33 protein-coding genes and 1 riboswitch are annotated in these 26699 nt (G+C 69.1%); of the genes, 20 read left to right on the top strand and 13 right to left on the bottom strand.

The window, feature by feature from the left end:
• Positions 1 to 10: 10 nt before the first annotated feature.
• A complete protein-coding gene (locus tag ABD154_RS10605; protein WP_344251233.1) occupies positions 11 to 1147 on the bottom strand; it encodes a glycerol dehydrogenase in 1137 nt (378 codons plus the stop codon).
• 161 nt (positions 1148 to 1308) lie between these two features.
• On the bottom strand, positions 1309 to 2253 hold the full coding sequence (locus tag ABD154_RS10600) for a LysR family transcriptional regulator (RefSeq protein WP_344251232.1): 945 nt from the start codon (positions 2251 to 2253) through the stop codon (positions 1309 to 1311).
• A gap of 155 nt (positions 2254 to 2408) precedes the next feature.
• Here ABD154_RS10600 and ABD154_RS10595 point away from each other — a divergent pair, with 155 nt between their 5' ends.
• Together ABD154_RS10595 and ABD154_RS10590 are read left to right on the top strand one after the other, a co-directional pair.
• Positions 2409 to 3620: an MFS transporter gene (locus ABD154_RS10595; RefSeq protein WP_344251231.1), complete on the top strand. Its 1212-nt coding sequence runs from the start codon at positions 2409 to 2411 to the stop codon at positions 3618 to 3620.
• Between the two features lie 28 nt (positions 3621 to 3648).
• Positions 3649 to 4101, top strand: a complete 453-nt coding sequence (locus tag ABD154_RS10590) for an acetyltransferase (RefSeq protein ID WP_344251230.1) — start codon at positions 3649 to 3651, stop codon at positions 4099 to 4101.
• A 123-nt stretch (positions 4102 to 4224) separates the two neighbouring features.
• Here ABD154_RS10590 and hchA read toward each other — a convergent pair whose 3' ends face one another.
• Entirely contained in the window at positions 4225 to 5085 is an 861-nt protein-coding gene (gene hchA, locus ABD154_RS10585; RefSeq protein ID WP_344251229.1) for a glyoxalase III HchA, read from the bottom strand.
• Positions 5086 to 5262: 177 nt separating this feature from the next.
• Here hchA and ABD154_RS10580 point away from each other — a divergent pair, with 177 nt between their 5' ends.
• From ABD154_RS10580 to ABD154_RS10565, 4 genes are read left to right on the top strand one after another with little or no spacing between them, the layout of a single operon-like run.
• Entirely contained in the window at positions 5263 to 5835 is a 573-nt protein-coding gene (locus ABD154_RS10580) for a GNAT family N-acetyltransferase (RefSeq protein ID WP_344251228.1), read from the top strand.
• A complete protein-coding gene (locus ABD154_RS10575; protein WP_344251227.1) occupies positions 5822 to 6361 on the top strand; it encodes a GNAT family N-acetyltransferase in 540 nt (179 codons plus the stop codon). The genes ABD154_RS10580 and ABD154_RS10575 overlap by 14 nt, the downstream gene beginning before the upstream one ends.
• Positions 6351 to 7076 (top strand): class I SAM-dependent methyltransferase, encoded by a 726-nt coding sequence (locus tag ABD154_RS10570; RefSeq protein ID WP_344251338.1) that lies wholly within the window; start codon positions 6351 to 6353, stop codon positions 7074 to 7076. Before ABD154_RS10575 ends, ABD154_RS10570 begins: the two co-directional genes overlap by 11 nt.
• Before the next feature lie 51 nt (positions 7077 to 7127).
• A complete protein-coding gene (locus ABD154_RS10565) occupies positions 7128 to 7526 on the top strand; it encodes a DoxX family protein (protein ID WP_344251226.1) in 399 nt (132 codons plus the stop codon).
• Between the two features lie 15 nt (positions 7527 to 7541).
• Here ABD154_RS10565 and ABD154_RS10560 read toward each other — a convergent pair whose 3' ends face one another.
• Positions 7542 to 8036, bottom strand: a complete 495-nt coding sequence (locus ABD154_RS10560) for a mycothiol transferase (protein ID WP_344251225.1) — start codon at positions 8034 to 8036, stop codon at positions 7542 to 7544.
• A gap of 206 nt (positions 8037 to 8242) precedes the next feature.
• Between ABD154_RS10560 and ABD154_RS10555 the strand changes: the two genes are divergently transcribed.
• Positions 8243 to 8929, top strand: a complete 687-nt coding sequence (locus ABD154_RS10555) for an SDR family oxidoreductase (RefSeq protein ID WP_344251224.1) — start codon at positions 8243 to 8245, stop codon at positions 8927 to 8929.
• Here ABD154_RS10555 and ABD154_RS10550 read toward each other — a convergent pair.
• Positions 8922 to 9560, bottom strand: coding sequence for a dihydrofolate reductase family protein (locus tag ABD154_RS10550; RefSeq protein ID WP_344251223.1), 639 nt, complete (start codon positions 9558 to 9560; stop codon positions 8922 to 8924). The genes ABD154_RS10555 and ABD154_RS10550 overlap by 8 nt on opposite strands.
• A 92-nt stretch (positions 9561 to 9652) precedes the next feature.
• Here ABD154_RS10550 and ABD154_RS10545 point away from each other — a divergent pair, with 92 nt between their 5' ends.
• Positions 9653 to 10144, top strand: a complete 492-nt coding sequence (locus ABD154_RS10545; RefSeq protein WP_344251222.1) for a winged helix-turn-helix transcriptional regulator — start codon at positions 9653 to 9655, stop codon at positions 10142 to 10144.
• Between the two features lie 294 nt (positions 10145 to 10438).
• Positions 10439 to 10909 (top strand): SRPBCC domain-containing protein, encoded by a 471-nt coding sequence (locus ABD154_RS10540; RefSeq protein ID WP_344251221.1) that lies wholly within the window; start codon positions 10439 to 10441, stop codon positions 10907 to 10909.
• On the opposite strand, the gene ABD154_RS10535 is transcribed toward ABD154_RS10540, so the two are convergent.
• Positions 10899 to 11786, bottom strand: a complete 888-nt coding sequence (locus ABD154_RS10535) for a carbohydrate kinase family protein (RefSeq protein WP_344251220.1) — start codon at positions 11784 to 11786, stop codon at positions 10899 to 10901. The genes ABD154_RS10540 and ABD154_RS10535 overlap by 11 nt on opposite strands.
• A 202-nt stretch (positions 11787 to 11988) precedes the next feature.
• Here ABD154_RS10535 and ABD154_RS10530 point away from each other — a divergent pair, with 202 nt between their 5' ends.
• The 5 genes from ABD154_RS10530 (at position 11989) to ABD154_RS10510 (ending at position 16836) form a co-directional block, all read left to right on the top strand.
• Complete coding sequence (locus ABD154_RS10530; RefSeq protein ID WP_344251219.1) at positions 11989 to 12471, top strand: DUF2695 domain-containing protein; 483 nt, start codon at positions 11989 to 11991, stop codon at positions 12469 to 12471.
• 135 nt (positions 12472 to 12606) lie between these two features.
• Positions 12607 to 13689 (top strand): nucleoside hydrolase, encoded by a 1083-nt coding sequence (locus tag ABD154_RS10525; RefSeq protein WP_344251218.1) that lies wholly within the window; start codon positions 12607 to 12609, stop codon positions 13687 to 13689.
• Complete coding sequence (locus ABD154_RS10520; RefSeq protein WP_344251217.1) at positions 13682 to 14524, top strand: histidine kinase; 843 nt, start codon at positions 13682 to 13684, stop codon at positions 14522 to 14524. The genes ABD154_RS10525 and ABD154_RS10520 overlap by 8 nt, the downstream gene beginning before the upstream one ends.
• Complete coding sequence (locus tag ABD154_RS10515; RefSeq protein WP_344251216.1) at positions 14525 to 15331, top strand: energy-coupling factor transporter transmembrane component T family protein; 807 nt, start codon at positions 14525 to 14527, stop codon at positions 15329 to 15331.
• Positions 15328 to 16836: an ATP-binding cassette domain-containing protein gene (locus ABD154_RS10510; protein ID WP_344251215.1), complete on the top strand. Its 1509-nt coding sequence runs from the start codon at positions 15328 to 15330 to the stop codon at positions 16834 to 16836. Before ABD154_RS10515 ends, ABD154_RS10510 begins: the two co-directional genes overlap by 4 nt.
• A 119-nt stretch (positions 16837 to 16955) precedes the next feature.
• On the opposite strand, the gene ABD154_RS10505 is transcribed toward ABD154_RS10510, so the two are convergent.
• A complete protein-coding gene (locus ABD154_RS10505; protein ID WP_198498475.1) occupies positions 16956 to 17246 on the bottom strand; it encodes a YrhK family protein in 291 nt (96 codons plus the stop codon).
• A 373-nt stretch (positions 17247 to 17619) separates the two neighbouring features.
• On the opposite strand from ABD154_RS10505, the gene ABD154_RS10500 reads away from it, so the two are divergent.
• The 3 genes from ABD154_RS10500 (at position 17620) to ABD154_RS10490 (ending at position 19558) form a co-directional block, all read left to right on the top strand.
• Positions 17620 to 18081, top strand: coding sequence for a VOC family protein (locus tag ABD154_RS10500; RefSeq protein ID WP_344251214.1), 462 nt, complete (start codon positions 17620 to 17622; stop codon positions 18079 to 18081).
• 80 nt (positions 18082 to 18161) lie between these two features.
• Positions 18162 to 18839 (top strand): PepSY domain-containing protein, encoded by a 678-nt coding sequence (locus ABD154_RS10495; protein ID WP_344251213.1) that lies wholly within the window; start codon positions 18162 to 18164, stop codon positions 18837 to 18839.
• A gap of 104 nt (positions 18840 to 18943) precedes the next feature.
• Positions 18944 to 19558: a thymidine kinase gene (locus ABD154_RS10490; protein ID WP_344251212.1), complete on the top strand. Its 615-nt coding sequence runs from the start codon at positions 18944 to 18946 to the stop codon at positions 19556 to 19558.
• Positions 19559 to 19614: 56 nt separating this feature from the next.
• On the opposite strand, the gene ABD154_RS10485 is transcribed toward ABD154_RS10490, so the two are convergent.
• Positions 19615 to 20256: a mismatch-specific DNA-glycosylase gene (locus tag ABD154_RS10485; protein ID WP_344251211.1), complete on the bottom strand. Its 642-nt coding sequence runs from the start codon at positions 20254 to 20256 to the stop codon at positions 19615 to 19617.
• A 48-nt stretch (positions 20257 to 20304) separates the two neighbouring features.
• Here ABD154_RS10485 and ABD154_RS10480 point away from each other — a divergent pair, with 48 nt between their 5' ends.
• The gene (locus ABD154_RS10480) at positions 20305 to 20784 is read left to right on the top strand and encodes an SRPBCC family protein (protein ID WP_344251210.1); all 480 of its coding nucleotides are present in this window, start codon (positions 20305 to 20307) and stop codon (positions 20782 to 20784) included.
• On the opposite strand, the gene moeB is transcribed toward ABD154_RS10480, so the two are convergent.
• From moeB to thiO, 4 genes are all read right to left on the bottom strand, one after another.
• On the bottom strand, positions 20768 to 21922 hold the full coding sequence (gene moeB, locus ABD154_RS10475; protein WP_344251209.1) for a molybdopterin-synthase adenylyltransferase MoeB: 1155 nt from the start codon (positions 21920 to 21922) through the stop codon (positions 20768 to 20770). The two genes, ABD154_RS10480 and moeB, sit on opposite strands and share 17 nt — an antisense overlap.
• Positions 21919 to 22728, bottom strand: a complete 810-nt coding sequence (locus tag ABD154_RS10470; protein ID WP_344251208.1) for a thiazole synthase — start codon at positions 22726 to 22728, stop codon at positions 21919 to 21921. The genes moeB and ABD154_RS10470 overlap by 4 nt, the downstream gene beginning before the upstream one ends.
• 1 nt (position 22729) lies before the next feature.
• On the bottom strand, positions 22730 to 22966 hold the full coding sequence (thiS, locus tag ABD154_RS10465; RefSeq protein ID WP_137824667.1) for a sulfur carrier protein ThiS: 237 nt from the start codon (positions 22964 to 22966) through the stop codon (positions 22730 to 22732).
• On the bottom strand, positions 22963 to 24162 hold the full coding sequence (gene thiO, locus ABD154_RS10460) for a glycine oxidase ThiO (RefSeq protein ID WP_344251207.1): 1200 nt from the start codon (positions 24160 to 24162) through the stop codon (positions 22963 to 22965). The genes thiS and thiO overlap by 4 nt, the downstream gene beginning before the upstream one ends.
• A riboswitch (TPP riboswitch) is annotated at positions 24153 to 24255 on the bottom strand. Its footprint overlaps the gene before it by 10 nt.
• A 23-nt stretch (positions 24256 to 24278) precedes the next feature.
• Here thiO and thiE point away from each other — a divergent pair.
• Both thiE and ABD154_RS10450 read left to right on the top strand, forming a co-directional pair.
• Positions 24279 to 25067 carry a thiamine phosphate synthase gene (thiE, locus tag ABD154_RS10455; RefSeq protein ID WP_344251206.1) on the top strand — a complete coding sequence of 263 codons (789 nt, stop codon included), beginning with the start codon at positions 24279 to 24281 and terminating at the stop codon, positions 25065 to 25067.
• Positions 25064 to 25978 carry a ketopantoate reductase family protein gene (locus ABD154_RS10450; protein ID WP_344251205.1) on the top strand — a complete coding sequence of 305 codons (915 nt, stop codon included), beginning with the start codon at positions 25064 to 25066 and terminating at the stop codon, positions 25976 to 25978. The genes thiE and ABD154_RS10450 overlap by 4 nt, the downstream gene beginning before the upstream one ends.
• Here the strand turns inward: ABD154_RS10450 and ABD154_RS10445 are convergent.
• Positions 25932 to 26615: a DedA family protein gene (locus ABD154_RS10445; RefSeq protein ID WP_344251204.1), complete on the bottom strand. Its 684-nt coding sequence runs from the start codon at positions 26613 to 26615 to the stop codon at positions 25932 to 25934. The genes ABD154_RS10450 and ABD154_RS10445 overlap by 47 nt on opposite strands.
• Positions 26616 to 26699 lie beyond the last annotated feature (84 nt).

Here is a 26699-nt window from a genome sequence, read left to right as displayed (position 1 = left end):
CACAAGAGGCTCAGTGCCCCTTCGCTTCGTACTTCTTCGGCTCGGGGAGCCCGCGGTCAGCCCGCACCCGGCGCGAGACGGATTCGACCGCGCGCAGGGCGTCGACGACCATCTCCGGGGTCACCGGGAACGGCATGTTGTGGATCGTCTCCTCGGGCACGGTCGCCGCCTTCGCCACCGCCTCAAGCTCCTTCGCGTCATCAGGACTCAGCCCCACCTCGGTGAGCGTGTTGGGCAGACCGACACGGGTCGTGAACTCGATGAAGTCCTCGATCTCCTCGGCATCGGCGCCTTCCATGATCAGCTGGGCGAGAGTGCCGACGTTGACCTTCTGCCCGTGGGCGAGACCGAGGGTCTGCGGAGCCGCCGTCAGCCCGTCGTGGATCGCATGGGCAGCCGCCAGGCCGCCGGCCTCGAAGCCGAGACCGGAGAGCAGGGTGTTCGCCTCGACGACGGCCTCGAGGGCCGGGGTGACAGTCTTCGCGTTGACCGCGTCGATCGCTGCGAGGGCGTTCTCGTGGAGGATCTCCCAGCTCAGATGCGCCAGCGCGGTGCCCGCCTGGGTCGGGCGCCCACCGGACATCGTCTCACCGGTGCCGCGTGCGGTGGCCCGCGCTTCGATCCAGGTCGCGAGCGCATCGCCGATGCCGGCGATGAGGAAGTTCACCGGTGCGTTGGCCACGAGCTGGGTGTCGATGAGGACGAGGTCGGGGTTTTTGTGGAAGAAGCGGTACTCGAGGAACTCGCCGTCAGCGGTGTAGACGACCGACAGCCCCGAGGTGGGAGCATCCGAGGACGCCGCGGTGGGAATCGATGCCCACTTGATGCCGGCTTTGTGCCCGGCGGCCTTGGCCGAATCGATCGCCGAACCTCCGCCGAGGCCGACGATGACATCATGACCGCCCGACCGGATGCGCTCGACCAGTCCGTCGATCGTCTCGGGGGTGGCGAAGCCGCTGAATGACTCGCGGACGACGTCGATGCCCGCGTCGGTGAAGCTCTTCTCGATCGGTGCTTCGACGAGACCCCAGACGGTGTCGTCGGCGATGAGCAGCGGAGTGGTGCCGAGGGGTGCGAGATGGTCGGCGAGGTCGGCGATGACGTTCTTCCCTTGGACGTAGTGCGAGGGGCTGGAGAATGCGTACATGGGGTCTGTCCTTCCTGCGAGTGGCTTCCCGAGCCGACGCAGCGAGCCGTGGATGAGACCCGTCGGTCAGCCGATGGGGATCGCTCCTGTGCCGGAGCGCGCGGCCAGTCTATGCCCGTCGCCGAGGCGTCTCCACCCGACAAGGTGACTGTTCGATCACGTCAGCGATGTTCGGCTCTGCTTGGACTCCCATGGCCGGCGGCTTTGCCGCTGCTGCCGCCGTCCTCCGCCTCGGCGTCATCGAGGAGTCCGATGAGAGCGCCGAGGGCGGGAGGCTGCCACCGGCGCGCATGGCAGATGAGTGAGACGGTCCACGTCAGGTCGGCGTCGCTGAGGGAGAGGGTGACGATTCCGGGCTGCTCGCCGACAGCGGATTCGGGGAGCAGAGCGATGCCGAGGCCGTTGCGGACGAACGCGAGGATCATCGCCGCCGTCGATGATTCGACCATGACCGAGCGGCGCAGTCCCGACCTGCGGAAGGCCTCGTCGGCGATCGCGCGGAGCCCGAATCCCGGTGGGAAGTCGATGAACGGTTCGGCCGCGATGTCGGCCAGCGTCGCGGAGCGCCTGGACGCCAGCTCATGGTCGCCTGCGACGACGAGGACGACCGGAGTGCGCGCGATCTCGCGCACCGACAGCGCCGGATGGGGCGCGGCATCCGAGGAGAACGCCGCATCGAGCTGGTTGTCGACGACGTCCTGGCGCATCCCCACCGACCCAGTCGGGGAGGAGATCAGCTGCAGCTCGACCGCCGGGTAGCGCTGCCGGAAGCGGGCGAGGAGTTCGGGGAGATCGAACGGGGGCTCGAACGTCGGCGCACCGAGGCGGAGCCGACCGCTGACGACCCCGTCGACCTGCCGGACGGCCGCGAGCGCGGCCTGCTCGTCGGCGAGAAGCCCTTGTCCGCGGACGAGGAGTTCCTCTCCTGCGGGGGAGAGATGGAACTGCCGCGTCGTCCTGATGATGAGCGGCACGCCCACCTCCCGCTCGAGGGCCTTGATCCCCGCTGAGACGGTCGACTGCGAGACGTGGAGGGACTCGGCGGCACGGGTGAAGCTCTGCGCATTCGCCACAGCGACGAAGTACTCGAGTTGGCGAAGATCCATCCACCAATTATCGCACAGGACGATTTCTCCTATCCGAATTATTCGTTGGACACGATGACTGTTCGGGTGGACAGTGTAAGCAGCCCTTTTCAATGGGCGCCCCTGACGACCGAGAGGCACGACCCCGCATGACGACGACACTGCACAGCACGCCCATGACGACGAGCACCCGACATGGCCTCGGCTTCTGGCTCGTCGCCGCCGCCTTCCTCATCGGCATGGCGTACTCGACCCTGCCGACCCCGCTCTACCCGCTCTACGCCGAGCGCGACGGCTTCTCGACGTTCGTCGTCACCATCGTCTTCTCCGTCTATGCCGTCGGCGTCGTCATCAGCCTCATCCTCGTCGGCCACATCTCCGACTGGGTGGGCCGCAAGCGCATCATCATTCCCGCGCTCGCCCTCGAGGCCGCCTCGGCGGTCATCTTCCTCCTCTGGCCGGATCTGCCCGGGCTCATCGCCGCCCGGTTCATCTCGGGACTGGGCATCGGCATGCTCACCGCCACGGCGACGGCGCACCTCCACGAACTCCACAGCCGCCACCGCCCGCACGCGACCGACTCCGCCCGCTCCGAGGTCGTCTCGATCGCTGCGAACATCGGTGGGCTCGGACTCGGGCCGCTGATAGCCGGCTTCCTCGCCCAATACGTCACCGGCCCCCTCGTCGTGCCCTACCTCGTGTTCCTCGTCCTCCTCATCGCGTCGATCGTCGCCGTCGCCCTTGCCCCCGAGACCGTCGACGTGCAGCCGTCGCGTCCGAGCTACCGGCCCCAGCTTCCCGGCGGGGCCGGGGCCGGGGGCGGCTTCTGGCAGGCCGCCGTTGCGGCACTGGCGGCCTTCTCCGTCTTCGGTGTCTTCACCTCGGTGACCCCGGAGTTCCTCGCCGAGGCGCTCCACGAACCCAGCAGACTCATCGCCGGTGCGGTGACGTTCGTCGTCTTCGCCGCCGCCGCGCTCGCCCAGACCGCGACCCAGCGGATGGCACCCCCGGTGCGGCTGCGGCTCGGCGCGCTCGCCGAGATCCTCGGCTTCGGCTTCCTCGTCGCCGGCACGGTTTCGGCCAGCCTCGTGCTCTTCCTCGTCGGGGGCGCGGTCGCCGGTGCCGGGGCCGGCTTCCTCTTCAAGGGCGCGGTCGGCACGATCCTCGCGACCACCTCGGCGGACCGTCGCGGAGCGGCCCTGGCCGGTCTCTTCCTCGTCGCCTACCTCGGTCTCATCGTCCCCGTCGTCGGCCTGGGCCTGGCGGTCACCGTCCTGCCGTCGACGACGGCGATGATCGGATTGAGCGCCGTCCTCGTCATCGTGCTTGCCGGACTCAGTCTCAGCACCGTCCTCGGCGCGGGACGGTCGGGGACTGTGCGCAGGTGAGCCTCTGCGGTCGACTACGCTGGTCGGCATGGCCAGCTCCCTGCTCATCCGCCCGGCACGAGGTGCCGAGGACTACCCGCGGCTCGTCGACATCTGGCGTTCGTCGGTGCTCGCGACGCACGACTTCCTCGCGGCTGACCACCGCGACGCCATCGAGGAGCGGCTGGCCTCGGACTACTTCCCGCATGTCCGTCTCACCGTCGCCGAGCGCGGCGGAGTCGCCGTCGGCTTCGCCGGCACCGCCGATGGCAGCCTCGAGATGCTCTTCGTCGACGCCGACCACCGAGGCGAGGGAGTCGGGACGAGGCTTCTCGACCATGTCATCTCCGCCGAGGACGTGACGGCCGTCGACGTCAACGAGCAGAATGAGCAGGCCTACGGGTTCTATCTGAGTCGCGGCTTCACCGTCACCGGACGCAGCCCCGTCGACGCCGCCGGACTGCCGTATCCGCTGCTCCATATGACATTGGCCCGGGACTGAGAGCCCCGGGACAGAGAGCGCCGGGACTGAGCGCCCCGGGACAGTGTGCCCCGCGACAGGCCGCCGCGAGCTGAGCGCCCCGCAGCTGAGTGCCCCGGGACTGGCGACGGCGCTCGACCGGTGTCAGTTCCCGAACTGCTCGAGCAGCGCCTTCGCGGAGTCCTTTCCGAGCTGGTTCGCCGCGAGCGGGCTGTCGCCGGTGAGGAGATTGCGGTCGCGCGTCGTCGCTCCGGTCATGTCCTCGTTGGCGATCTCGATGCCCGCCTTCGTCAGCGCCTTTCCGAGAGCCCACGGCATCTTGCCCGGCAGGTAGCCGATCTCGATGTTCGCACCCTCATCGAGGGTGTCCGGGAACGCGACGATCCGGTATCCGGCGAAGGGGTTCTCATCGCGGCCGACACCGGAGGCCAGGAGCGCTGCCGGGCCGTGGCAGAGGGTGATGATGAGCCGGTCGTTGTCGAGGAAGTAGTCGAGGGTCTCGCCGAGGACAGCGCTGAAGGGGATGCCGTTCATCGCACCATGACCGCCGGGGATGAAGATCGCCGCATAGTCGTCGAGACCCTGTTCGAGCACCTCGGTGAGCTTCTTCGGCGCCTTGAACGCCTCCTTCGTCGCCTCCCATTCCGCGGTGACGGCCTCATCGTCCTTCGGGTAGGCCCACCATTCGAACTTGCCCGGTTCCCCGTCGAGGGTCGCGATGTCGATCCCGTAGCCGGCCTGGGCGATGTGGTACATCGGCAGGAGCGTTTCGACCGGGTGGTTGCCGGTGGAGAAGAACGTCTCGTTCTGCATGAGCATGTAGCGCTCGTCGGTGGCGATGACGAGGACCTTCCACTTGCCGCCCGTGTACGTCTCGTCGGTGCCGAGGCCGTCGAAATCGGTCGTCGGCGCCGTGTACTGCGACAACGAGTACGGCGACGGGAAGTAGGCGTTGTTCTCCGCCGGGTCCGGAGTGGGCTGGCGGTCCTGTGCTGAGTCGACCATGGGATTCCTTCCGCAGAGCGTCGCCGAGGTTGTCCCCGGCTGGCAGCAGATGTGCAAGGCATCTTGCTGCTCGTTACGGCTTCAACCTAGTTCACGGTGCGTGTGCACACAAGGGACCGACGACGCCGGTGGGCCGGGAATCGGCTGTGAGCCCAGCGGATGTGACACGATGAACCCATGTCATCGCCGACAACGATGCTCCCGACCCCGACGCTCACCACGGACCGTCTTCGCCTGCGTCCGTTCGCTGATGCCGACGCCGAGGCGCTCTACGCGCTGCAGTCGAATGCGCGGGTGCTCGAGTACTGGGATTCGCCCACGTGGACCGACCGGGCGATGATCGCGCGCTTCATGGCCGGCTGCCGGAGCATGGCAGAGAACGGGACCGGCGCACGGGTGGCCGTCGAGCGGCGCGCAGACGCCGCGTTCATCGGCTGGGTCACGTTCAACAGCTGGAACCCCGATTTCCGGAGCGGATCCCTGGGATTCTGCTTCGCCGAGGAGGTCTGGGGACGCGGTTACGCGACCGAGGCGGCCCGCGCCCTGCTGGCATGGGCGTTCGATGCCCTCGACCTCAATCGTGTGCAGGCCGAAGCCGACACGCGCAACATCGGTTCGGCCCGCGTGCTCGAGAGGCTCGGCTTTAGCCGGGAGGGGACTCTGCGCGAGGACTGCATCGTGGCTGGTGTGGTCTCCGATTCCTGGGTCTACGGGCTGCTGCGGAGGGAGTGGGATCATGACCAGGATTGAGCTGCGTCCGCTGCGGGTCGAGGACGCCGAGGTGATGGCCGCAGTCCTCGCCGATCCCGCGCTCTACGAGTTCACCGGCGGCCACCCGCCGACCCGCGAGGCCCTGGTGAAGCAGTACGCCGCCCAAGTGCGCGGACGCTCATCGGGCGGCAGCGAGGAATGGATCAACCTCATCATCGAATGGGGTGATCAGCGTCAGCCCGTCGGCTATGTCCAGGCGACCGTCACCGATGCCGGCGGCACTGCGGAGATCGCCTGGGTGGTCGGAACCCCGTGGCAACGGCAGGGCATCGCCACGCGTGCGACGACGATGCTGATGACCGACCTCGTCGATGACGGAGTCGGTGAGATCATCGCCCATATCCATCCCGCCCACACGGCCTCGCAGCGGATCGCGGAGAACCTCGGCATGAACGCCACCGACACCGTCGTCGACGGGGAGGTGCGATGGATGCGGACGGCCGAGCAGCCGCTCCGTCCTGGCCGTGGACGACGTTTAAGTTCGCTGGCAAGTGATGTTGGGTGACTTCCATCCGTGGATCGTCGAGCTCTATGACAGCGACAATCCCGGCGGCGCCGACCACGAGTACTTCCGTGCGCTCGCTCACCGAGTGGGTGCCCGACGGATCCTCGACCTCGGCTGCGGGACGGGATTGCTCACGCGCTCGCTCGCCGAGGACGGACGCCGAGTCTTCGGAATCGATCCGTCGGCCGCGATGATCGCCTTCGCAGCGAGTCGAGATGAAGGACAGCGCGTCGAATGGATCAACGGCGACTCGACTGCGGTCCCGGCCGAGCGCTTCGACCTCGCCATCATGTCGGGAAACGTCGCCCAGCACATCAGCGACCCCGACTGGCAGGGCACTCTCCTCGATGTCCGCGCTGCACTGCGCACAGGTGGAGTCCTGGCCTTCGAGAGCCGCAATCCGAGCGCTCGCGCGTGGGAGACGTGGTCGCAGCCCGAGGCGACGACGCGGATGACCGGACACGGGCCGCTGGAGGAATGGGCCGACGTTGACGACCTCGGCGAAGGTCGCATCCACGTCCGGTTCTCGAATCGTTTCGTCGACACCGATGAGGTCCTCGTCGAGGACGAGACCTTCGTCTTCCGCACCAGGGAAACGCTGGAAGCACAGCTGACCGCAGCCGGGTTCACCGTCACCGAGGTGTGGGGTTCCTGGTCACGTCGACCATTCGTCGGAACCGATCCGCTCTTCATCGTCGAGGCGCAGGCAGTGTGATCGGCGCGTAGACTGCGTCGGGTCAGCCGTCCGCGTAGAAGGGGGTCTGCCGTGTTCACCGCGCCGTCGCTCGTCATCGCCGTCGTCCTGCTCCTGGTGCGCGGTCTGCTCGCCTTCACGTTCTTCCACGAATCGCTGCTCAAGCTCAAGGATGTGCGCCGCTTCGCGAAGAACGACGGCCTGCCTTTGCCGCTGGCCTGGTTCGTGCCGATCGCGGAGTTCGCCGCTGCCCTGTCCTTCGCCACCGGTGTGCTCGCCCAGTTCGCCGGCATCGGCGTCGTCGTGCTCATGCTCATCACGATCTCGATGCAGAACTTCCGGTGGCACAGCAAGTACTGGGCCGCCGACAACGGATGGGAGTACGACCTCTTCCTCCTCACGCTTGCCGCGGTGATCGCGGTCTTCGGCGCCGGTCCGATCGCGATCCCGACGCTCGTCGGATTGGCGTAGAAGGATCAGCCGAGGTCAGCGCGGCATCCCGGCGGCATAGGCCGCCTGCCCGGCGTGCTGGGCGGCATCGTCGACGATCGAGACGAGGCGGACGCCGCGGGTCACCGGGGGAGTCCAATGCTCATCGATGACGACGTCGAAGTCCTCCGGGCTCAGCCGGTTCGCGTAGTCGATGAGGGCACCGAGGGCAGCGGTGGCGTAGTCGACGAGGAGTCCCTGATCGTTCACGACGATCTCCGAGGCCTGTTCGGGGGTGTGCCCGTAGCCGATGGTGTCGCCGATCGGACCGAGGTCGAAGCGGTCGCGGAACCGCTCCCACACCTGATCCTCCCCGGTGAGGCCGGCGAGCTGGACATCGACCTCGCGCCCGATGTGCCACAGCAGCCACGCGACCGAATTGGGATGGGACCCGGGGTGAGCGTTGAGCTCCTCGGGGGTGAGCGTCGGCAGGTTCTCGATCGTCTCGAGGGGACGCTTGGCGACATCGGCGAAGAGCTCAGTGATCGTCATGCCTCCCATTGTGCTCCGGCAGAGCCGGTTTGAGAGGCGCCGCGCACAGAAATCTTCAGCCCGTCCCTTCCCCGGAATGACAGCGATCGCACGCGATCGGCACCAAACGCCGGGTCGCCTCGGCGGAATAAATGAGCGCCGGTCGCGGCTGTTGTGGGCACGCCCCATCGGTGGGCACCACTGAACGTCAACGAAGGAGCAAGCACATGTCGGACTCAGGTCGCGTCGTCATCCTCGGCGGACACGGGAAGGTCGCCCTGCTGGCGGCTCCGAAGCTCACGGCCGCCGGCTTCGCCGTCGACTCGGTCATCCGCAACCCCGACCAGGCCGGTGACGTCGAAGCCGCCGGGGCGCATCCGGTGATCCTCGACATCGAAACCGCGGACACCGATGCCCTCGCCGAGGTGTTCGCCGGCGCTGCGGCGATCGTCTTCTCCGCGGGAGCAGGCGGTGGCAGCCCCGAGCGGACCAAGGCCGTCGACCTCGAGGCCGCCAAGCGCGCGATCGACGCGACCGAACAGGCCGGAGTCAAGCGCTTCGTCATGGTCTCCTACGCCACCGTCGGCATCGACCTCGACCGCGTCGACCCGTCGAACGCGTTCTACCCGTACGTCGAGGCCAAGCACGGCGCGGACGCCTACCTGCGTGAGAGCCCGCTCGACTACACGATCCTCGGGCCCGGGCATCTCACCCTCGATCCCTCGCCGGGCGCCGTCGTCATCGCCGATGAACGCGGTGACATCGACGGCCGCACCCCCGGTGAGGGGCAAGCGGAGACGTCGCGTGAGCTCGTCGCCGATGTCATCACCTACGTCATCGCCAATGACGCCGACGTGCGGGAGACTGTGAACTTCTACGACGGTGCGACCCCGCTCGCCGAGGCGCTCAGCTGAGCCGATTCCACAGCCGGTGAGTCAGCCCGCTGGGCGTGCTCACCGACTCGAGTGCGAAGCGCTCGTCGAGAACGCCGGGATCGTCCCACAATCGCACTCCGGTGCCGAGGACGATCGGCACGGTGATCGTGTGCATGAAGTCGACGAGGTCGGCGTCGAGGAACTGCCTGATCGTCGACGGGCCGCCGCCGAGCCGGACATCGAGTCCGCCCGCGGCGGCCCTCGCCGTCTCCAGGGCCGTGGCGGGGTCGGCGTCGATGAAGTGGAAGACGGTGCCGTTGGCGAACTCGATGGGCGGCCGGGGGTGGTGGGTGAGGATGAAGCACGGAGTCGCGAACGGCGGCGCATCATCCCACCACCCCTGCCAGCCGTCGTCGGGCCACGGTCCAGCCTGAGGCCCGAACTTCTTCCGGCCCATGATCTCGGCGCCGATGCCCTGCCCCCACATGCTGAAGAGCGCACGGTCGACGGTGATCGGAGCATCAGCGCGATCGACGCCCATGATGACGCGACCGTCGAAGCGGGAGAAGAGAGCCGCTGCGCCGCCGATGGGCTCATCAAAGGTGACGTGATCGCCCGCGGCGAAGCCGTCGAGGGAGACGAAGAGATTGTGAATGCGCGTGCGGAACATCGTTGTCCTCCGGAGCAGGTCGATTGTCGGTGACAATGGAACCCAGCGTAGGATGATGCACTTGCAGAACACAATCACTTGAGGGAGGATGCGTGGCTGGGCAACCGCGGTCGGGCTGTGCGATCAATGCCGCCGTCGAGGTGCTCGGCGATTCGTGGAGCCTCATCATCCTCCGCGACATCGTCTTCGGCGGTCGCCGCCACTTCCGGGAGCTGCTCACGCAGAACAACGAGGGCATCGCCTCGAACATGCTCGCCAGCCGACTGAGGAAACTCGTGGACGAAGGGCTCCTGACCAAGGCGGAGGCGGTCCGCGGTCAGAAGGCGAAATACTCGCTCACCGAGGCGGGGATCCAGACCCTGCCGGTCATGGTTGCACTCGGAACCTGGGGGATGACCCACCGAGAGACCACACCGGAGCTGACGATCCGATCCAGACTCATGACCGAAGACCCCCAGCTCGTCTCCGGCCTCATGGAGGAGCTGAGGGAGACTCACCTCGGCGTTCCGCGTCCCGATCCGGATTCACCGCGCGCTTCAGAACGGCTGCAGGCTGCTGTCGACGCGGAGATCGCCGGAAGCTGAGTCGGTCGTCGAACCTGGTTGCGGCCGGCGCCGATGATCGGAGGATTGCCGTGCGGAGGTCGCTGGGACGATTCTGTTGTCCGATCCTTCGAGGTGTGGTTCCATGGAATAAGCAGTTGCAGAATGCAATCGCTTTGAACCCAACACTGATTCCGAAGGAGCGATCATGGTGAGCGGACTCATGGCCGGCATCAGCGTCGGCAGTGAGGAGCAAGCGACCGAATGGCATTCCCGGCTCTTCGTGCCGCATTCTCCCGATCGCCGATCCGGACGGGAACCAGGTGGTGTTCTTCGGTGAGTGAGCTCGCAGACGATCAGGGCGCACCTGTGACCGCGACGATCAGCCTCGGTGCTGAAATCGAACACCCGGTCTCTGCGGTGTGGACCGCCTTCGCCGATACAGATCAGCGCGTGCAGTGGGGAGTCCCCGAAGGGGAGGAGATGATCTGCGACATCGACGAATTCCGCCCCGGTGGATCGATCCGCGCCCGTTGCGGGGCGCCTGGAGCACTGGAGTTCGCATCGACTGGGCAGTACTGCGCTGTCATGCCGAAGCGTCACATCGTGACCACCGAGACTCTCACCAAAGACGATGAGATCCTCTCGACCGCCATCATCACCTGGACCCTGACGGCCACCTCGACAGGCACCAGAGTCGAGCTCGTCGACCAGGTCGTCTCCTTCGTCGGTCAGGGAATGATCGACGGCCACCGCAACGGCCACGACATCTGCCTGCGACAGCTCGGCGAATTCCTCAGTTCGTGAGATCCGCAGCCCACGGAAGATCGGCGCCGGTACGGCCGACGGTGATCCCGGCCAACGCCGACGCCCTGTCGCCCAATGACGTCAGCTCCGCAGTGCCGAGGTCGGACACCGCTGACGTCGCGGCATGCAGATCGTGGATGAGGGAGACCATGAACGTGTCCCCGGCCCCGATCGTATCCGCGACGTCGACCCGAGCCGAAGCCACCGTCACCCGCGCCGAGGCGGTCGCCAGGATTGCGCCCTCACCTCCGCGCGTCATCGCCACCAGGTCCGGACCAAGGCCGAGCAGACGATCGACCTGTGCTTCTTCAGCGAGGTCGGGGTAGAGCCACTCGGCATCGACGTCGCTGAGCTTGACGACGTCGACGCGTGCGGCGAGGTCCTCGAATCGGGCGAGTGCCGCCGTCTGCTCGCCGATGATCGTCGGGCGGATGTTCGGGTCGAACGTCACCAGTCGCGTGGACGGGTGACGGTCGTCGAGCAGGGCGTCGATCGTCGCCGCCCCGGGTGGGAGGAATGCGGCGATCGAGCCGATGTGGATGGCCTCCCACGGCTCCTCTGCGACCGGCGTCGAATCGGGATTCCAGCGCAGGTGGAAGTCGTATTCGGCCGACCCGTCGGCGGAGAGGGTCGCGCGCGCCGTCGAGGTCGCACCCTGAGGGGCTGCATGGACGGTGACGTTCGAGGCCCGCAGGTGGGAGAGGACGAATCCGCCGTGGAAGTCATCGCCGAGGTCCGTGAGCAGGGCGACCTCGTCACCGAGGCGACCGAGGCCGAGTGCGACATTGGCCGGCGCACCTCCGGGGGCGTACCTGTCGGGTGCGTCGGGAGTCGAGACGATGTCGATGAGGGCCTCACCGATGACGAGAGTGGTCATCACCCCAGTCTATGGAGCGGCGGTGGTCGTCGACGCCGGTTCCTCCGATCGCGCGTGGACCGCGCCCGATGCGCTGTCCCGGGCAGCGGCCGGTGCGGACGGCTCGAGCAATCGCACACCGGGGAAGGAGAATCGGACGCGACTCGAAACTCCCTGTGACCTGAATCTCTCTCATGTCAGTGCCGGATGGCACCGTGAGGTCATGGACAACATCACGGAGAACCCAGAGATCAGGCAGGTCATCGACACGGCGTCGGCTCGCATCCTCAATCCCCGACCAGGCGAATGTCTCGTGTGCTACGTCTTCCGACAGCTCGGGGAGTTCGGCTGCAACGGCACGCACCGCTTCGCCGAGAGCTTCCGCGACAGCACGGCACCACGGGCGACAGCTCTCCTCGCACGTCTGGGCAGCATGGGCGCATGCTGCTGTGACTGCGAGATGTTCCTCAATGCGTATGCGTTCGCACAGCGACCGCTGCTCATGCGCGGTCCTCTGGCCGAGGCCATCGGCACGCGCATGAGCGTTGAGGAGCTCGAGGCCGCTGGTGCGCTTCCGATGGATCCGGCGCGTGCTGACACCGCGGACGGGCAGAACGCACCGTCCGACATCTACCTCTGCTGTCAGTTCGTGCGGCGCGGATCCACGCAGCCGTGCGGGAACTGGAGGAGACAACGCCGATGGTGAGGCGAACCGGCGGGGGACCGCGCGGGAGACACGGCAGCAGGGTGTGCAGAGGGGCTGTGCGGACAGGCTGCGCGGAGTCCCTCGGCAGCCGGACTGGAAAAATGCTCACTTCTGCCGATCCGGCAGAATGAACGTATGACTCTGCCGCTCTTCCTCGACTGCGACCCGGGCATCGACGACGCGCTCGCGCTCGCCTATCTTCTGTGCCAGGACGACGTCGATGTCGTCGGCATTGCCGCCTCGGGCGGGAACGTTCCCACTGCGCAGGTCGTCGAGAACACGCGGAGATGGCTCACGCTCGCCGGAGCCGACGACATCCCTGTTCACGCGGGCCATGCCCTGCCGCTGGCTCGCCAGAGATCAACGGCCGCACAGATGCCATCCGGATCGGCGGTGGGGGAGCCCGACACCGCCGACATCGAGTACGCCGATCTCACCCACGGCCAGACCGGTGCCGGCTACGCCACCCTGCCGGAACCGACGGTGCCGCTCAGCCCCACCTCGGCGGCACAGGCGTGGGTCGACGCCGCCCGCACACACCCCGGCGAGCTCATCGGCATCGTCATCGGGCCGTCGACGAACCTCGCGCTCGCCTTGGAGATCGAACCCCGGCTGCCTCACCTGCTCCGACGCCTCTTCATCATGGGCGGGGCCTTCAACTACCGCGGCAACACGCACCCGACGACGGAGTGGAACGTCACCTTCGACCCCGAATCGACCGCCGCCGTCCTCGCGGCCTTCGACCGGGCCCGTCACGAGCGCCCCGACATCGCTCTGCCCGTCATCGCCCCGATCGAAGCCACTGAAGCCGTGGCGATGACCCCCGAACGCTGGGCGGCCATCCTCACCGGCGATGAGGACGATCGGTGGCACACAGTGCTCCGCGAACTCGGCGAGGCCCTGCGCTTCTACTTCGAGTTCCACGAATGGGACGGACTCGGCTACCTCGCCCACATCCACGACCCCTTCGTCGTCGCCTGCGCCCTCGCATGGGCCCGCGAACCCGAGCCGCCGGAGAGCACCCTGCCCTGGGCGCGCAGTGCCACAGCACCGGTCGATGTCGAACTCACCGGTACACTCACACGAGGCGAAACCGTCGCCGACTGGCTGGGGCGGTGGGGGAGAGAACCCAACGCAGAGATCATCCGCTCGATCGATGCCGACCTCTTCCTCGACCACCTCGGCGCCACACTGAAGAAGGGACCACACCATGGTTAGAGACACGACCACCCGCACCCTGTCTGGGCAGGGGCCAGCCGCACCGACTGGTCCCGGACAAACCCCCATCACTCTCACCCTCACCGTCCTCGGCACCGCCGTCATCCTCGCGACCTACCTCGTCGTCCTCCTCACCCAGCCCGCCAACCTCGGCACCGACCTCGGCCACACCACCCTGTGGGTCATGGTCGGGTACCTCGCCGGCGGCATCCTCCTGGCGGCCGGCACCCTGCCGCTCATTCCGCGCAGCATCATCGCGCTCATCCCCGTGGCCATCGCGCTCAACATCGTCATCGGCCAGGTCGTCGGCACGCTCACCCCGATCCCGCTCTACCTCGACTCCATCGGCACCGTGATGATCGGCGTTCTCGCCGGACCGGCAGCCGGAGCGTTCACCGGCATCATCTCGAACCTCATCTGGGGAGTGACCCTCAACCCCAGCGTCATCGCCTTCACCACCGGCGCTGCCTTCATCGGCGCCGCCGCCGGATGGGCCGCCCGCCTCGGCGCCTTCCGCACCCCCTGGTTCGCGGTGCTCGCCGGTGCGCTCGCGGGAATCCCCGCGGCAGCCCTCGGCGCCCCGGTGGCCGCCTACGTCTTCGGCGGCGGACTCGGGGCCGGCACCGGCGGCATCGTCGCGATCCTCCAAGCGGCCGGACAGGAGATGCTCGCGGCGACTCTCGCCCAGAGCATCGTCTCCGACATCATCGACAAGGCGCTGATCTTCGGCCTCGCCTACCTCGTCCTCCGCACCCTGCCCCGCCGGATCCTCGACAGGTACCCGTTCACCGAACACAGCCGTCCCCCGCAGGCGCGCGCCCACCGTCCGAGCTGAATGGCGACAGCGATCCCGGAATCCCGAACCCGCTGGCACCCGGCCACCGACCTCATCGTCATGGTCTGCGCCCTCTTCCTCGTGTTCGGGATTCCGTCACCTGTCGTCCCCGCCGCCGTCATCCTCGGCACGCTCATCACCGCCGTGGCGACGAGGAGGGTCTCTCTGATCCGGTGGGCGCTGACGGTGGCGGGCCTGAGCCTGCCGCTGCTCATCGTCGTCGGCCTCGTGCAGGGCCTCTTCTACCCCGGGACGGCGGTGACCGTGCTCTGGCAGTCCGGGGCCGTTCGCGTCACCGTCGAAGGCCTCGCGATCGCGGCCCAGATCTGGCTGCGGGTCACCGCGCTCATCGCCCTCGGTGCGCTGTTCGGGCTCGGCAACGACTCGGCGCGGCTCTTCGACGGCCTCATCGCCCTCCGCCTGCCCGCAGCGGTGGCCTACATCTGCGCCTCCGCGCTCAGCCTCATCCCGACTGTGCGCCGACGCACCACCGACGTCCTCGACGCCCTTGCCGCCCGCGGATGGCCGACGCACCGCTGGGGAACGCGCATCCGGCTCCTCCCGCGCATCGTCGCAGGCCTCTTCACCGCCCTGCTCGTCGGCGTCGACCAACGCCATGAGGTCCTCGACCAGCGCGGCTTCGCCCGCTCCGACCACGCCGTTGACCTGCAGGATCACCGCGACGACCGGGTCCAGTCCCTCATCCGCCGAGGCGGCCCCCTCCTCACCGTCGCCCTCATCGTCACCTCGGTGGCCGGCTTCCTGCCCCTGCCGAGCGCCGACACGCTCCTCGGAGGTCGAGGATGAGCGCCGTGCTCGACCTCGCCGGGGTCGACGTCACGTACCGGGCTGCGCAGGCGCCGGCGCTCACCGACATCAGCCTGCGGCTCGATCCCGGACGGATGCACGCGGTGCTCGGTCCGCAGCGCTCAGGGATCTCGACACTGGCCCGGCTCACCGTCGGGCTCCTCGCCGAGCAGGCGACCGTGACCGGCCACGCGGTCGTCACCGACAGCGCCGTCATGCTCGGTGACGATCCCGAGGCGCAGCTGTCGGGGATGACGAGCATCGTCGGCGACGAGGTGCAGCTGCCGAGCCGACTCCACGGCGTGACCGCCGACCGCGCGCGGGTGGCGGCCGCCGCCGCGCTCAGCGCATTCGGCCTCGGCGAACTGTGGGTCCGACGCCTCGACACGCTCTCCGGTGGACAGCGGCAGCTCGTCGCGCTCGCCGGTCTCCTCGCCCTCGACCCCGTGCTCCTCGTCCTCGACGAGCCCGCGCTCTCACTCGATCCGAGGATGCGCCGGAGTCTCATCGCCGGGCTGCGCGCCCACACGGACTCCGGGGGCGCGGTCCTCCTCACCGGGCATCAGTTCGACGACGTCGCCGAGGCCTGTGACGCAGTCAGCTTCCTCTCCTCGGGCACGCTGGGCGCCGCGGTGGAACCGGCCTCGCTCGGGGACGCCGCGATTGCCGGGCACGGCGTGTGGACATCGGTGCCGGCGCGTGCGTCCGCCCGGTCCCCAGGTGCAGCGGCCCTCGCCTCCGAATCCGATGAGCCGAAGCCTGCTCTTCCCGACGACGGACAGCAGACCCCGCGGCCGGCGCCCGTGCTCACGATCGAGAGGCTGCGGGTGGAACGGGGTGAGGCGGTGATCCTCGACGGCGTCGATCTCCGGTTGCATCCGGGTGAACTCCTCGCGCTCACCGGTGCGAACGGTGCCGGGAAGTCGACGCTGCTGCGCGCTCTCCTCGGCCTCCTCGGCCGCGGTGCCACGGTGACGGGTGCGATGACGGTGCACCGCCTCGGCGAGGACATCGTGCTGCCGGGCATGCCCGCGTGCCGGCGAGCCGCGCACCTCGGGTGGGTCGGTCAGGATCCGGGCACCCAGCTCTCGGCCTCGACGGTCGCCAGCGAGCTGCGGCGAGCCGCACCCCTGCCCCGACATCGGAGGCGTGAGCGTGAGGCCGTCGTCGCGGAGCGGGCAGCGGCGGTCGCCTCGGCGATGGCGACGCTAGGCCTCACCGAGGCGGCCGAGGCCCATCCATTCGACCTCGGGACTGCGCGGCGGAAGGACGTCGTCATCGCCTCGGCGCTCATCACGGAACCGGCGGTCCTCCTGCTCGACGAACCCACACAGGGCAGGGACGCGGCGGCGATGGCGAGGCTGACCGATGTCGTCGCGGACTTCTGCGGGCGAGGCGGAGCCGTCATCGCGGTCACCCACGACCAGCGGTGGGCGGGATCAGTCGCCGATCGGATCGTCACTCTCGACAGAGGCCGCATCGTCGCGGCTGGCGCCGACTCCTGAGCGCGGCTGGCGCCGACTCCTGAGCGCGGCTGGCGCCGACGCCTGAGCGTGGGCGGTGTCGCGAGACCAGTGGTGGGTGGTCGGTGTCGAGTGGCCGGTGGTACGTGGCCGGCGGTGGCTCAGTAGTCGTAGGACGATTCGGTCGTCAGCGTGCCCGGGGTGCGGAATTTCTGCAGGTGGATGTGGCGGGCGAAGCGGATGACCGGGCGGATGAGCATCTCGATGCTGCCGAGGACGAAGAGGCACGTGCCGGCGAACATGAGCGAGTCGGAGAAGAACATGAAGCTGCCGATGAGGAACCACAGGCCGATGAGGACATCGTTGGCGATGCTGATCATCTGGTAGCGCTGGCGGATGACGATCTCGTCGTGTCCGATGTGCATGATGAGGTCGTGTTCCTGCGTGGTCAAACAGTCCTCCAGAGGGTGGGTGGGAAAAGGGCCGTGGCGATTTTACGCGGGGTCGCGGTGCGCGCGCCATCTGAGACAGAGCTCGGCGGTGGACTCGCAGGAAGACTCAGCTCGCGCGGAGACTCGCTGGTTGTCGGTGGTTTGCCGGTCGTCGGTGCAGACACAGGACATGCGGCTCTTCCGACCGGGTTGCTCGGCAGCGGCAGCGGTTACGCGGTGCGACGGTGCGGACCGTGGACGTCGGATTCTGCGGCACATGACCGTCACCCATGCGTCATGCGTGGGACGCGGCGGCGCTGTCGTGTCAGTGGGGTCGGCTACAGTCAGCACCAGCGACCTTCTACACGCGCCAGACTCTCAATGAGGAGACATCATGAGCCGTTCCGTGCAGATCACCGTCGACTGTCATGACCCGATCCTCCTCGCGAGGTTCTGGGCGGAGGTCCTCGGCTACGTCATCCCCGGGCCGCCCGGGGCCTCGCTTGCCGACGGGCAGGATCCGTTCGACGCGTGGAGGGAGTTCCTCGAGGGACTCGGCGTCGAGATGAGACCGGAGGACATGCGCGCCGCGATCGAAGACCCGGCCGGGCGCGGCCCGCGGGTGTTCTTCCAGACGGTCCCCGAGGAGAAGACGGTGAAGAACCGTATCCACCTCGACGTCCGTGCCGCACCCGGACTGCAGGGTGCCGATCGGATGGACGCCCTCGAAGCCGAATGCAATCGGCTGGTCGCCCTCGGGGCCGAACGTCTGCAGCGGTTCGAACCGAAACCGCCGATGGAGACCGGTTTCATCGTCATGGCCGATCCCGAGGGCAACGAGTTCTGCCTCGACTGATCCTGCCGACTCGGGTCGATCCGATGATAGTTCTCTTATTTTCCTGACGGGCTCCCGGCCGCATTGCTACCGTGACTGGTATGAAGACTGCGAAGCCGACCTACCTCGCCGCTGTCGTCACGCTCGCCTTCAGCCTCGCCCTGACCGGGTGCGCCGGCGGGAATGCCGAATCCCAGACTGCAGACGCCGCGTCGAGCCAGCCGACGCAGGCCGGAGCGGTGAGCTCCGAATCGGCTGAGGAGAGCGCACCCGCCGACCCGTCTGCCCAAGCCGACCAGTCCGAGCAGACTGACCAGTCCGGCCAGTCCGCACTGTCGGCCGACGCCGACCTGAGCCGGGTCCAGCCGCAGGTGACCCCCGAGGATGCGATCACCGCAGCGCAGACCGACGTCGGCGACGGCACCGTCCACGCCATCGAACTCGACCACGACCGCCGTGACGACGCGTGGCAGTACGAAGTCAAGATCCTCTCCGGCACGACGGACTACGACGTCACGGTCGATGCGGACTCCGGCGATGTCGTCAGCCGCGACGAGGACACCACCGACGACTCCGAGCAGGCCATCGACCTCAGCTCGCCGATGACGTTCGACGAGGCGCTCGGCCTCGCCGCCGGGCAGGGCACAGGGCGCCTGACGAGCTGGAAGCTTGAATCCGACGACGATCGCATCGAGTACCAGTTCGACTACGAGGACGGCAATGCCGACACCGAGGTCACCGTGGACGTGGACTCGAAGACGGTCACCGTCGACAACTGAGGTCAGGGCAACCAAGGTCAGGGCAACTGAGGCCGCGTCCCGGTCCGACGAGGTGGGGACCGGTCCGACCACCGTGTGTCACCGCCTCGGGCTAGGCTGATCCCATGCACGCCAGCGCTGCGCCCCCGGTCGGCCGCCTCGAAGTCATCACCGGTCCGATGTTCTCCGGCAAGTCCGAAGAGCTCATGCGCCGTGTCCGCCGTGCCCGCATCGCCGGCGTCAATGCGCTTGTCATCAGCCATTCCCTCGACACCCGCGCCGAACTCTCGGCCGTCACCTCGCACATCGGGGTCAACATTCCTGCGATCCCCGTCGGCAACGTCACCGACCTCGCCGCAGCGGCCGCAGCGGAGGACTTCGACCTCATCGCCATCGACGAAGCGCAGTTCTTCGGCCCCGACCTCGTCCCGGTCGTCGACGACCTCCTGGCCACGGGCGCCACGGTCATCGTCGAAGGCCTCTGCGTGACCTTCGACGGTGCACCGTTCGAACCATTGCCGACCTTCATGGCACTCGCCGAGGACGTCACGAAGCTCACCGCAGTCTGCACGATCTGCGGTCGCGACGCCGTGTTCCATGAGCGCATCGCCGCGCAGCCGACCGGCGCCGCCACCGACATCGACGCCAGCCACGTCGGCGGCCTCGACTCCTACGTCGCCCGCTGCCGGCAGCACTTCGGTCAGCCAGCGGCGACGCGCCCCGGGGCGGACGGACCATGACCCCAGCAGCATCCTCACCCTGATCCGGCGACGGCTCTGTCGTCAGCCCGGCGAGGTCATGACTCGATGGCAGTCCACGTCTCCCGCCAGATGTCGGCGAGGGCCGCGATGTTGTAATGCGCGTTCAAGCCGCTCGGCTGCGGTACGACGCGCAGAGCGACGTCCTCCGGCCAGCCGGGAATGAGGGAGGTGTCCTGAACGCCGAGCGTCGCCTTCGGCTGGGAGAACGCGATCCGGAACGAGGTGATCCCGGCGATCGCCACGGCTGCCGGCCGAAGATCGGCCAAGCGCGCGACGAGGCGGGCACCGCCGGCGCGCAGCTCCTCGTTCGTCAGCTCATCGGCCCGGGCAGTGGCCCGCCCGACGAGGTTGGTGATCCCGATGCCCCGGGAGAGCAGATGCTCCTCATCCTCGGCGGAGAGACCGAGGGAGGCATCGACGAGGTGATCGGTCAGCCCGCCGCGATGGAGCGAGGGCCAGAAGCGATTGCCCGGACGGGCGAAGGGCGCATTGACCGCCGCCGTCCACAGTCCCGGATTGATGCCGACGATGAGCAGGGAGAGTCCTCCCGTCCCGGCAGGGAGAACATCGTCGATGGCGTCGGGATCGTCGGTGGCGAACTGCGCGAGGTCATCTTTCGTCGGCTTCCGCCCGCCGAGCGGCGACGGTCTGCGGGGTCGGCGATTTTCGGCTGGCACGCCACCCAGACTACCGTCGGAGGACGACGCGTCGAACGGAGGCCCGCCATGAGCCACGAGCACACCTGCCCCCGCCCCGGTGAGTCCGCGCCCTTCCACTTCGAGTCGGTGTGGCGGGTGGCCGATCCCCTCGCTGCGGTGTGGTCGGTCCTCACCGACGTCGAGGCCTGGCCGCAATGGTGGCCGGGCATCGCCGCGGCCACCAGGGACGACTCCGGTGTCCACCCCGGCAGCCGCGCGGAGATCACCGTGCGCAGCCCCCTCGGCGTCGCGTTCGACATCACGCTGTCCATCGAGGACCTCACTCCACCGCAGCAGGTGCGCCTCCTCGCCGACGGCGACCTGCGCGGCGTCGGCGTCTGGACCCTGGCGCGCACCGGGCCGCTCACCGCGATCTCCGCGACCTGGTGCGTGACGACCAGGCGGCGATCCGTCCGGGTCCTCAGACCCGCCTCCGCCGGCATGCACGGCATCGTCATGCGAGCCGGGGAGCACGGACTGCGTCGCCGCCTCAGCGAACTGGCGTAGACTCCGTCGCCGTCCACGCCTCGATGCCTCCGGCCAATGACCGGATGCGGACGTTCGGCGGCGCTTCGCTGCTCACTGCCGAGACGGCGCGAGCCGACCGCACCCCCGACCTGCAGTGGACGACGATGTCGGTGGCCGGGCCGACCGCCTCGGCGAGGGACTGCCAGCCGCGGTCGACGACGTCGTCGAGGGGGACGTGCACGCTGCCGGGAATCGCCTCGAGCTCCCGCTCCCACGTCTCCCTGACATCGACGATCACCGGCGCCGAGGTGAGCGCGCGGACCTCGTCGGCCGTGACCTCCGCCACCCCGACCGGAGCCGGAGCCCCCACCGCGGGTGCCGCACACGCTGCGGCCACCTCGGCGAGATCGGTGACGGCGGGGCGGTCCGGGTCGGGCGAGAAGCGCAGCGTCGTGAAGCTCGTGCTCAGCGCATCGACCCGCAGCAGGCGGCCGAGCAGGGGATCGCCGATGCCGCAGATGAGCTTGATCGCCTCCGCGGCCATGAGCGACCCGACGAGCCCGCAGAGCACTCCGAGAACCCCGCCCTCAGCACAGCTCGGCACGGAATCGGCGTCGGGGATGTCGGGGAAGAGGTCACGCAGCATCGGACCGTGACCGGGGGCGAACGTGCTCACCTGCCCCTCGAAGCGGAAGATCGTCCCCCACACCAGGGGTGTGCCGGTGAGTTCGGCGGCGTCGTTGGACAGGTAGCGGGTCGCGAAGTTGTCCGCCCCGTCGATGACGAGGTCGTGGGCGGCGAAGAGCTCGAGGGCGTTGTCGGGGCTGAGGCGCTCGGCAACGGTCTCGACGGTGAGGCCGGGATCGAGCCGGAGCAGGGCATCGCGCGCGGATTCGACCTTGGGACGGCCGACATCGGCGTCCCGGTGGAGGATCTGGCGCTGCAGGTTCGACACGTCGACGACATCGTCGTCGACGACGGTCAGCTGCCCGATCCCGGCCGCCCCGAGGTATTGGAGGACCGGGGCGCCGAGACCGCCGGCGCCGATGACGAGGACCTTCGCCGCGCGCAGGCGGCGCTGACCGGTCACCCTGACATCGGGCAGGCTGAGATGCCGGGAGTAGCGTGCGATCTCCGCGGCGGTGAGCTCGGGTCCGGGTTCGACGAGCGGTCTCACGGTCCCATCACCAGGTTCTCGACCGAGGTCGTGCGGGCGGTCTCCGCGGTGACCCGCCCGTCGTCGGGCGACGATGCGAGCGCGAGCGGGCGTTTGGGGATCCGTCCCGCTCCAGCCGCCAGGCGACCGGCGTCGACGGCGAGCCGCATCGCCTGCGCCATCGCCGGGGCGTCGTGCGCGCGGGTGACGGCGGAGGCGAGCAGCACCGCGGTGCACCCGAGCTCCATGGCCAGGGCGGCGTCCGAGGCGGTGCCGATGCCCGCGTCGAGGATGACGGGCACCTGGGCGCGGGAGACGATCGTCTCGATGTTGTGCGGGTTGAGGATGCCCAGGCCCGAGCCGATCGGGGCGCCGGCCGGCATGACCGCGGCGACCCCGGCGTCCTCGAGCCGCTTCGCCAGCGCGGGATCGTCGTTCGTGTAGGCGAAGACCGTGAAGCCGTCGAGGACGAGCTCCTCGGTGGCGCGGAAGAGTTCGACGGGGTCGGGCAGCAGGGTGTCCTCGTCGGCGATGACCTCGAGTTTGACCCAGTTCGTCTCGAGCGCCTCCCGGGCCAGCTGGGCAGTGAGCACGGCATCGCGGGCCGTGTAGCAACCGGCCGTGTTCGGCAGCGAGCGGATGCCCAGTCGCTCGAGGAGCGCGAACACCGAATCCCTGGCCGCGGCGTCGAAGCGGCGGATCGCGACTGTCGTCAGCTCTGTCGCCGAGGCGGTCAGGGCGTCCTCGAGGATGCGCAGAGTGCTCGCCCCACCGGTGCCCATGACGAGGTGGGAGTCGAAGGTGACGGTGTCGATGGTCCAGCTCATGTCAGCCTCCCTGGACTGCGGTGACGATGTCGACGGTGTGGCCGTCGGTGATGGTGAAGCCGGCCCACAGGCCGCGTCGCACGACTTCGCCGTCGACGGCGAGGGCCACCCCGAGGCGGCCGCCGTCGACAGGGGTGCCGTCTTCGCTCAGCTGCCGTCCGGTGATGTCCTCGACGAGGGTGCGGGCGGTCGTGCCCGCAGTGATGTCCCGGCGGTCGCCGTTGAGTGTGATGGTCATGATCCCTTCCTTGCTGTCAGCAGTGGTGCACCAGGTGACTGCGGTGATGATGGCGGGTGGTCGGACTCGAACCGTGCCGGTGCCACAGCCGCGCGCGCACCGACGGGCAGCCACGCGGAGTCCGCGCCGACAACGAGATCCGCGCCGAGGCGGGCGCCGAACGGTGCGAGGAGAACCCCGTGGCGGAAGTACCCGGTGGAGACGACGAGACCGGGGTCGCTGCGACCGAGGAGGGGGAGGTCGTCGGGCGAGCCGGGCCGGGCCCGTGCCGTGATCTCGGTGATCTCACATCCGAGGAGCCCGGGCACGAGGCGTTCGGCGTCGTGGAGGAGACGGTGGACGCCCTCGGCGAGGATGCCCGCCTGGCCGTCCTCCCGGGAGGTCGCCCCGAGGACGAGCTCCCCATCGGGCCGCGGCACGACGTAGACGGGCCGACCGGCGACGAGTCCCCGGATCGTCCGGGTGAGCAGCGGGGGAGCGCCGGTATCCGAGCGGAGGCGGATGACGTCGCCGTGGACGGCCCGCAGCGGCAGCGCGGGAGCGCCGGCGATCGCATTGTGGGCCATGCCTGCGGCGAGCACGACCTGATCGGCGTGCAGCCGACGCCCTGAGGCGAGCTCGACTCCGGTCGTCCGGGCCGGGGCACTGCCGGTCGGTGATCCCTCATCGCCGACCAGTCCCGTCACCCGGTCCTCGATGACGCGGTCGCCGAGGACGGTGAGCAGCGCGCGCGTCACCCGCCGGGGATCGATCGCATGATCGCCGGGAATGAGGACGGCCCCGCACACACCGGGGGCCAGGGCTGGTTCGAGATCGCGGGCGCGGGATCCGGTGAGCAGGTCGAGGTCGGAACCGGCCGCGGACTGGAGGGCGCTGAGTTCGCGCAGGGCCGTGAGATCCGCGCGGTCTCCGGCGCAGACGAGTGTGGCGGTCGCCGTCTCCCCGAGGTCGGCCCCCGATTCCCGGGTCAGTGCCGCAGTGAATTCCGGGTAGAGGTCGGCGGAGACGCGCATGAGCGGAAACAGCGGAGTCTGGCCCCACGCGATCTCGGCGGCAGGGGCGATCATCCCGGCCGCGGCCGCGGTGGCGCCCGCGCCCGGGTGCGGATCGATGACGGTGACGGCCGCCCCGCGCCGGTGCAGCTCCCACGCCGTGGCCAGGCCGATGATCCCGGCGCCGACGACGATGACGTCCATGCGATTCTCCCTCCGGCGGCATGACCCGCATCAGGTGAGGCGGTCGGCACGAAGCCCTCTCAGCCTCCCAGCGAGGCTCCCGCGAACTCCTCTACTCTAGGAGCATGGTTCCCACGATGCCAACGTCTCCCGCAGTGCAAGACCCCGTGACCGCCCCTGCTGAGAACGCGGGCCACCCGGTCGACCGCGACGCCGCCGGCCGGGACGCCGCGCGGACCCGTGCGCTCGCCTCCGCCCGGCTCTACCTCTGCACCGACGCCCGCACGCAGCAGGGCGACCTCGGTGAGTTCCTCGACGCCGCCTACGCCGGGGGCGTCGACATCATCCAGCTCCGCGACAAGGGTCTCGAAGCCAGGGAGGAGATCGCCGCCCTCGAGATCCTCCGCGATGCCGCCCACCGGCACGGGAAGCTCTTCTCCGTCAACGACCGCGCCGATGTCGCTCTCCTCGTCGGCGCCGACTTCTTCCATGTCGGGCAGGGCGACCTGACGAGCGCGCAGGCCCGCACGGTGCTCGGCGACGACGTCATCCTCGGCCGGTCGACGCATTCGGTCGAGCAGGCGCTCGCCGCTGCCGCCGACCCGGAGATCGACTACTTCTGCCTCGGACCCGTGTGGGAGACCCCGACGAAGCCCGGTCGCCCGGCGGCCGGACTCGATCCGCTCGCGGCGGTGAGCGGGACGACGGCGAAGCCGTGGTTCGCGATCGGCGGGATCTCCGCCGGTGATCGTCTCCGGTCCGTGCAGGAGACCGGGGCGTCACGCATCGTCGTCGTCCGTGCGATCACCGAGGCGCCCGACCCCGCCGAGGCGGCCGCTCGGCTGCGCGCGCAGCTGACTTCCGCTGACCCCGACACGACCACCGGCACGACCACCGCGACGACCACGAAGGACGGCACCCTGTGACAATCCTCATCGCCGGAGCCGGCGCGACCGGCGGCGCCTTCGGCACCCGCCTCGTCGAAGCCGGACGCGACGTCACCTTCCTCGTCAGGCCCGCCCGCGCCGAGGCCCTGAGAGAGAGCGGCCTGCGATTCATCGCCCCCGACGAGGACCGGACGAATCCGGTGACCGTGACGACGGCAGAGGAGCTCGCGGCCGACCCGACCCCGGTCGACCTCGTCCTCGTCGCCGTCAAGGCCGGTGCCCTCGAATCGATCATCGCCGACGTCCGGCCGGCCGTCGGACCCCAGACCCTCATCATCCCGTTCCTCAACGGGATGGCGCAGATCGGTCGCCTCGAGGCGGAGTTCCCCGGGCAGGTGCTCGGCGGGCTCGTCAAGATCGTCGGCACGATGCGCGGAGCCGACATCGTCCAGATGACGGATCTCGCGACGATGACGATCGGGCGCCTCGGCGGGGGAGAGGTCCCACCCGCGGTCGTCGACGCGCTCGACGTCCCCGGCTTTCGGCTGCAGGTCATCGACGGCATCGACGACGCCCTGTGGGAGAAATGGGTGTTCATCGCCGCGGCCGGTGTCGTCACGTGCCTCTTCCGGGCACCGGTCGGCGCGATCATGGCCGCCGGCGGCGAACCCCACGTCGTGGGGATCATCGACGAACTCGAAGCCGTCGCCATGGCCGCCGGCCACCCGGTCTCCGCGCGGGCCCGGGCGGCCACCCTGTCGATGCTCACCGCCGAGGGCTCCGCCTTCACCTCCTCGCTCTACCGGGACGTCACGGCCGGACTGCCGAACGAGACCGAGCACATCCTCGGCCACCTCCAGACGACGGCGCGCGACCTCGGGGTGCCGACTCCGCTGCTCGATCTCACTCTCGTGCAGCTGCGAGCAGGCGAGTTCGACCGGAGCGCATGAGCCGGGCGCGCTCGGCGGCAGCGGGCCCGGGCGCCGCAGTCCTCCGCTGCGCCCGGAGACGGCGGGCCACCTCGGCGAGAGCGGTGAGGGTGAGCGCGATGCCGACGCCGAGGACGACACCCCACAGCGGCTGATCGGCGAACACGGCCCCGCCGAGGAGCCCGATGCCCGTCGAGCAGACCGCCCACGCCAGCGCCCCGAGGAAGTCGACGGCGAGGAACCGCGGCAGGGGATAGCGGAGCATCCCCGAGGCGATCGTCGTCGCCGTCCGCCCGCCGGGGATGAACCGCCCCGCGACGAGCATCGCGCCGCCCCGGACGGCGAACATCTCCGCCGTCGAGGCGAGCAGTCTGCGCAGCCGGGCCGACCGCACCCACCGGTCGGTGGCGCGACTGCCGCCGCGACCGACGAGGTGGGCGGCGAGATCGCCGAGGAGCGCACCGACGGCCGCCGCCGCGATGATGCCCACCGCCGCCGGACTGCCGGTCACGGCGTACGCGGCGGCAGTGATGACGACGGTCTCCGAGGGCACGATCGGGACGAGCGAGTCGAGGGCGGTGACGACGGCGATGAGGAGGTAGAGCCAGGGGGAGGTCAGCGTCTGCTGGATGAGGTCGAGAGCGAAGTCCATGGTCATCGACCCTAGTGACGCGGCCGTGTTCGCCGATACGAGGCGGAGCGCATTCCCGGGACGGGTTCACCGGCCGTCGCGCTGCGGAAA

Origin of the sequence: Brevibacterium sanguinis (assembly GCF_039528855.1) — a bacterium.
GTDB classification, from domain to species: Bacteria; Actinomycetota; Actinomycetes; order Actinomycetales; family Brevibacteriaceae; genus Brevibacterium; species Brevibacterium sanguinis.
Note: the sequence above shows the minus strand (reverse complement) of the source record. Positions and strands in the feature narration are given on the sequence as shown.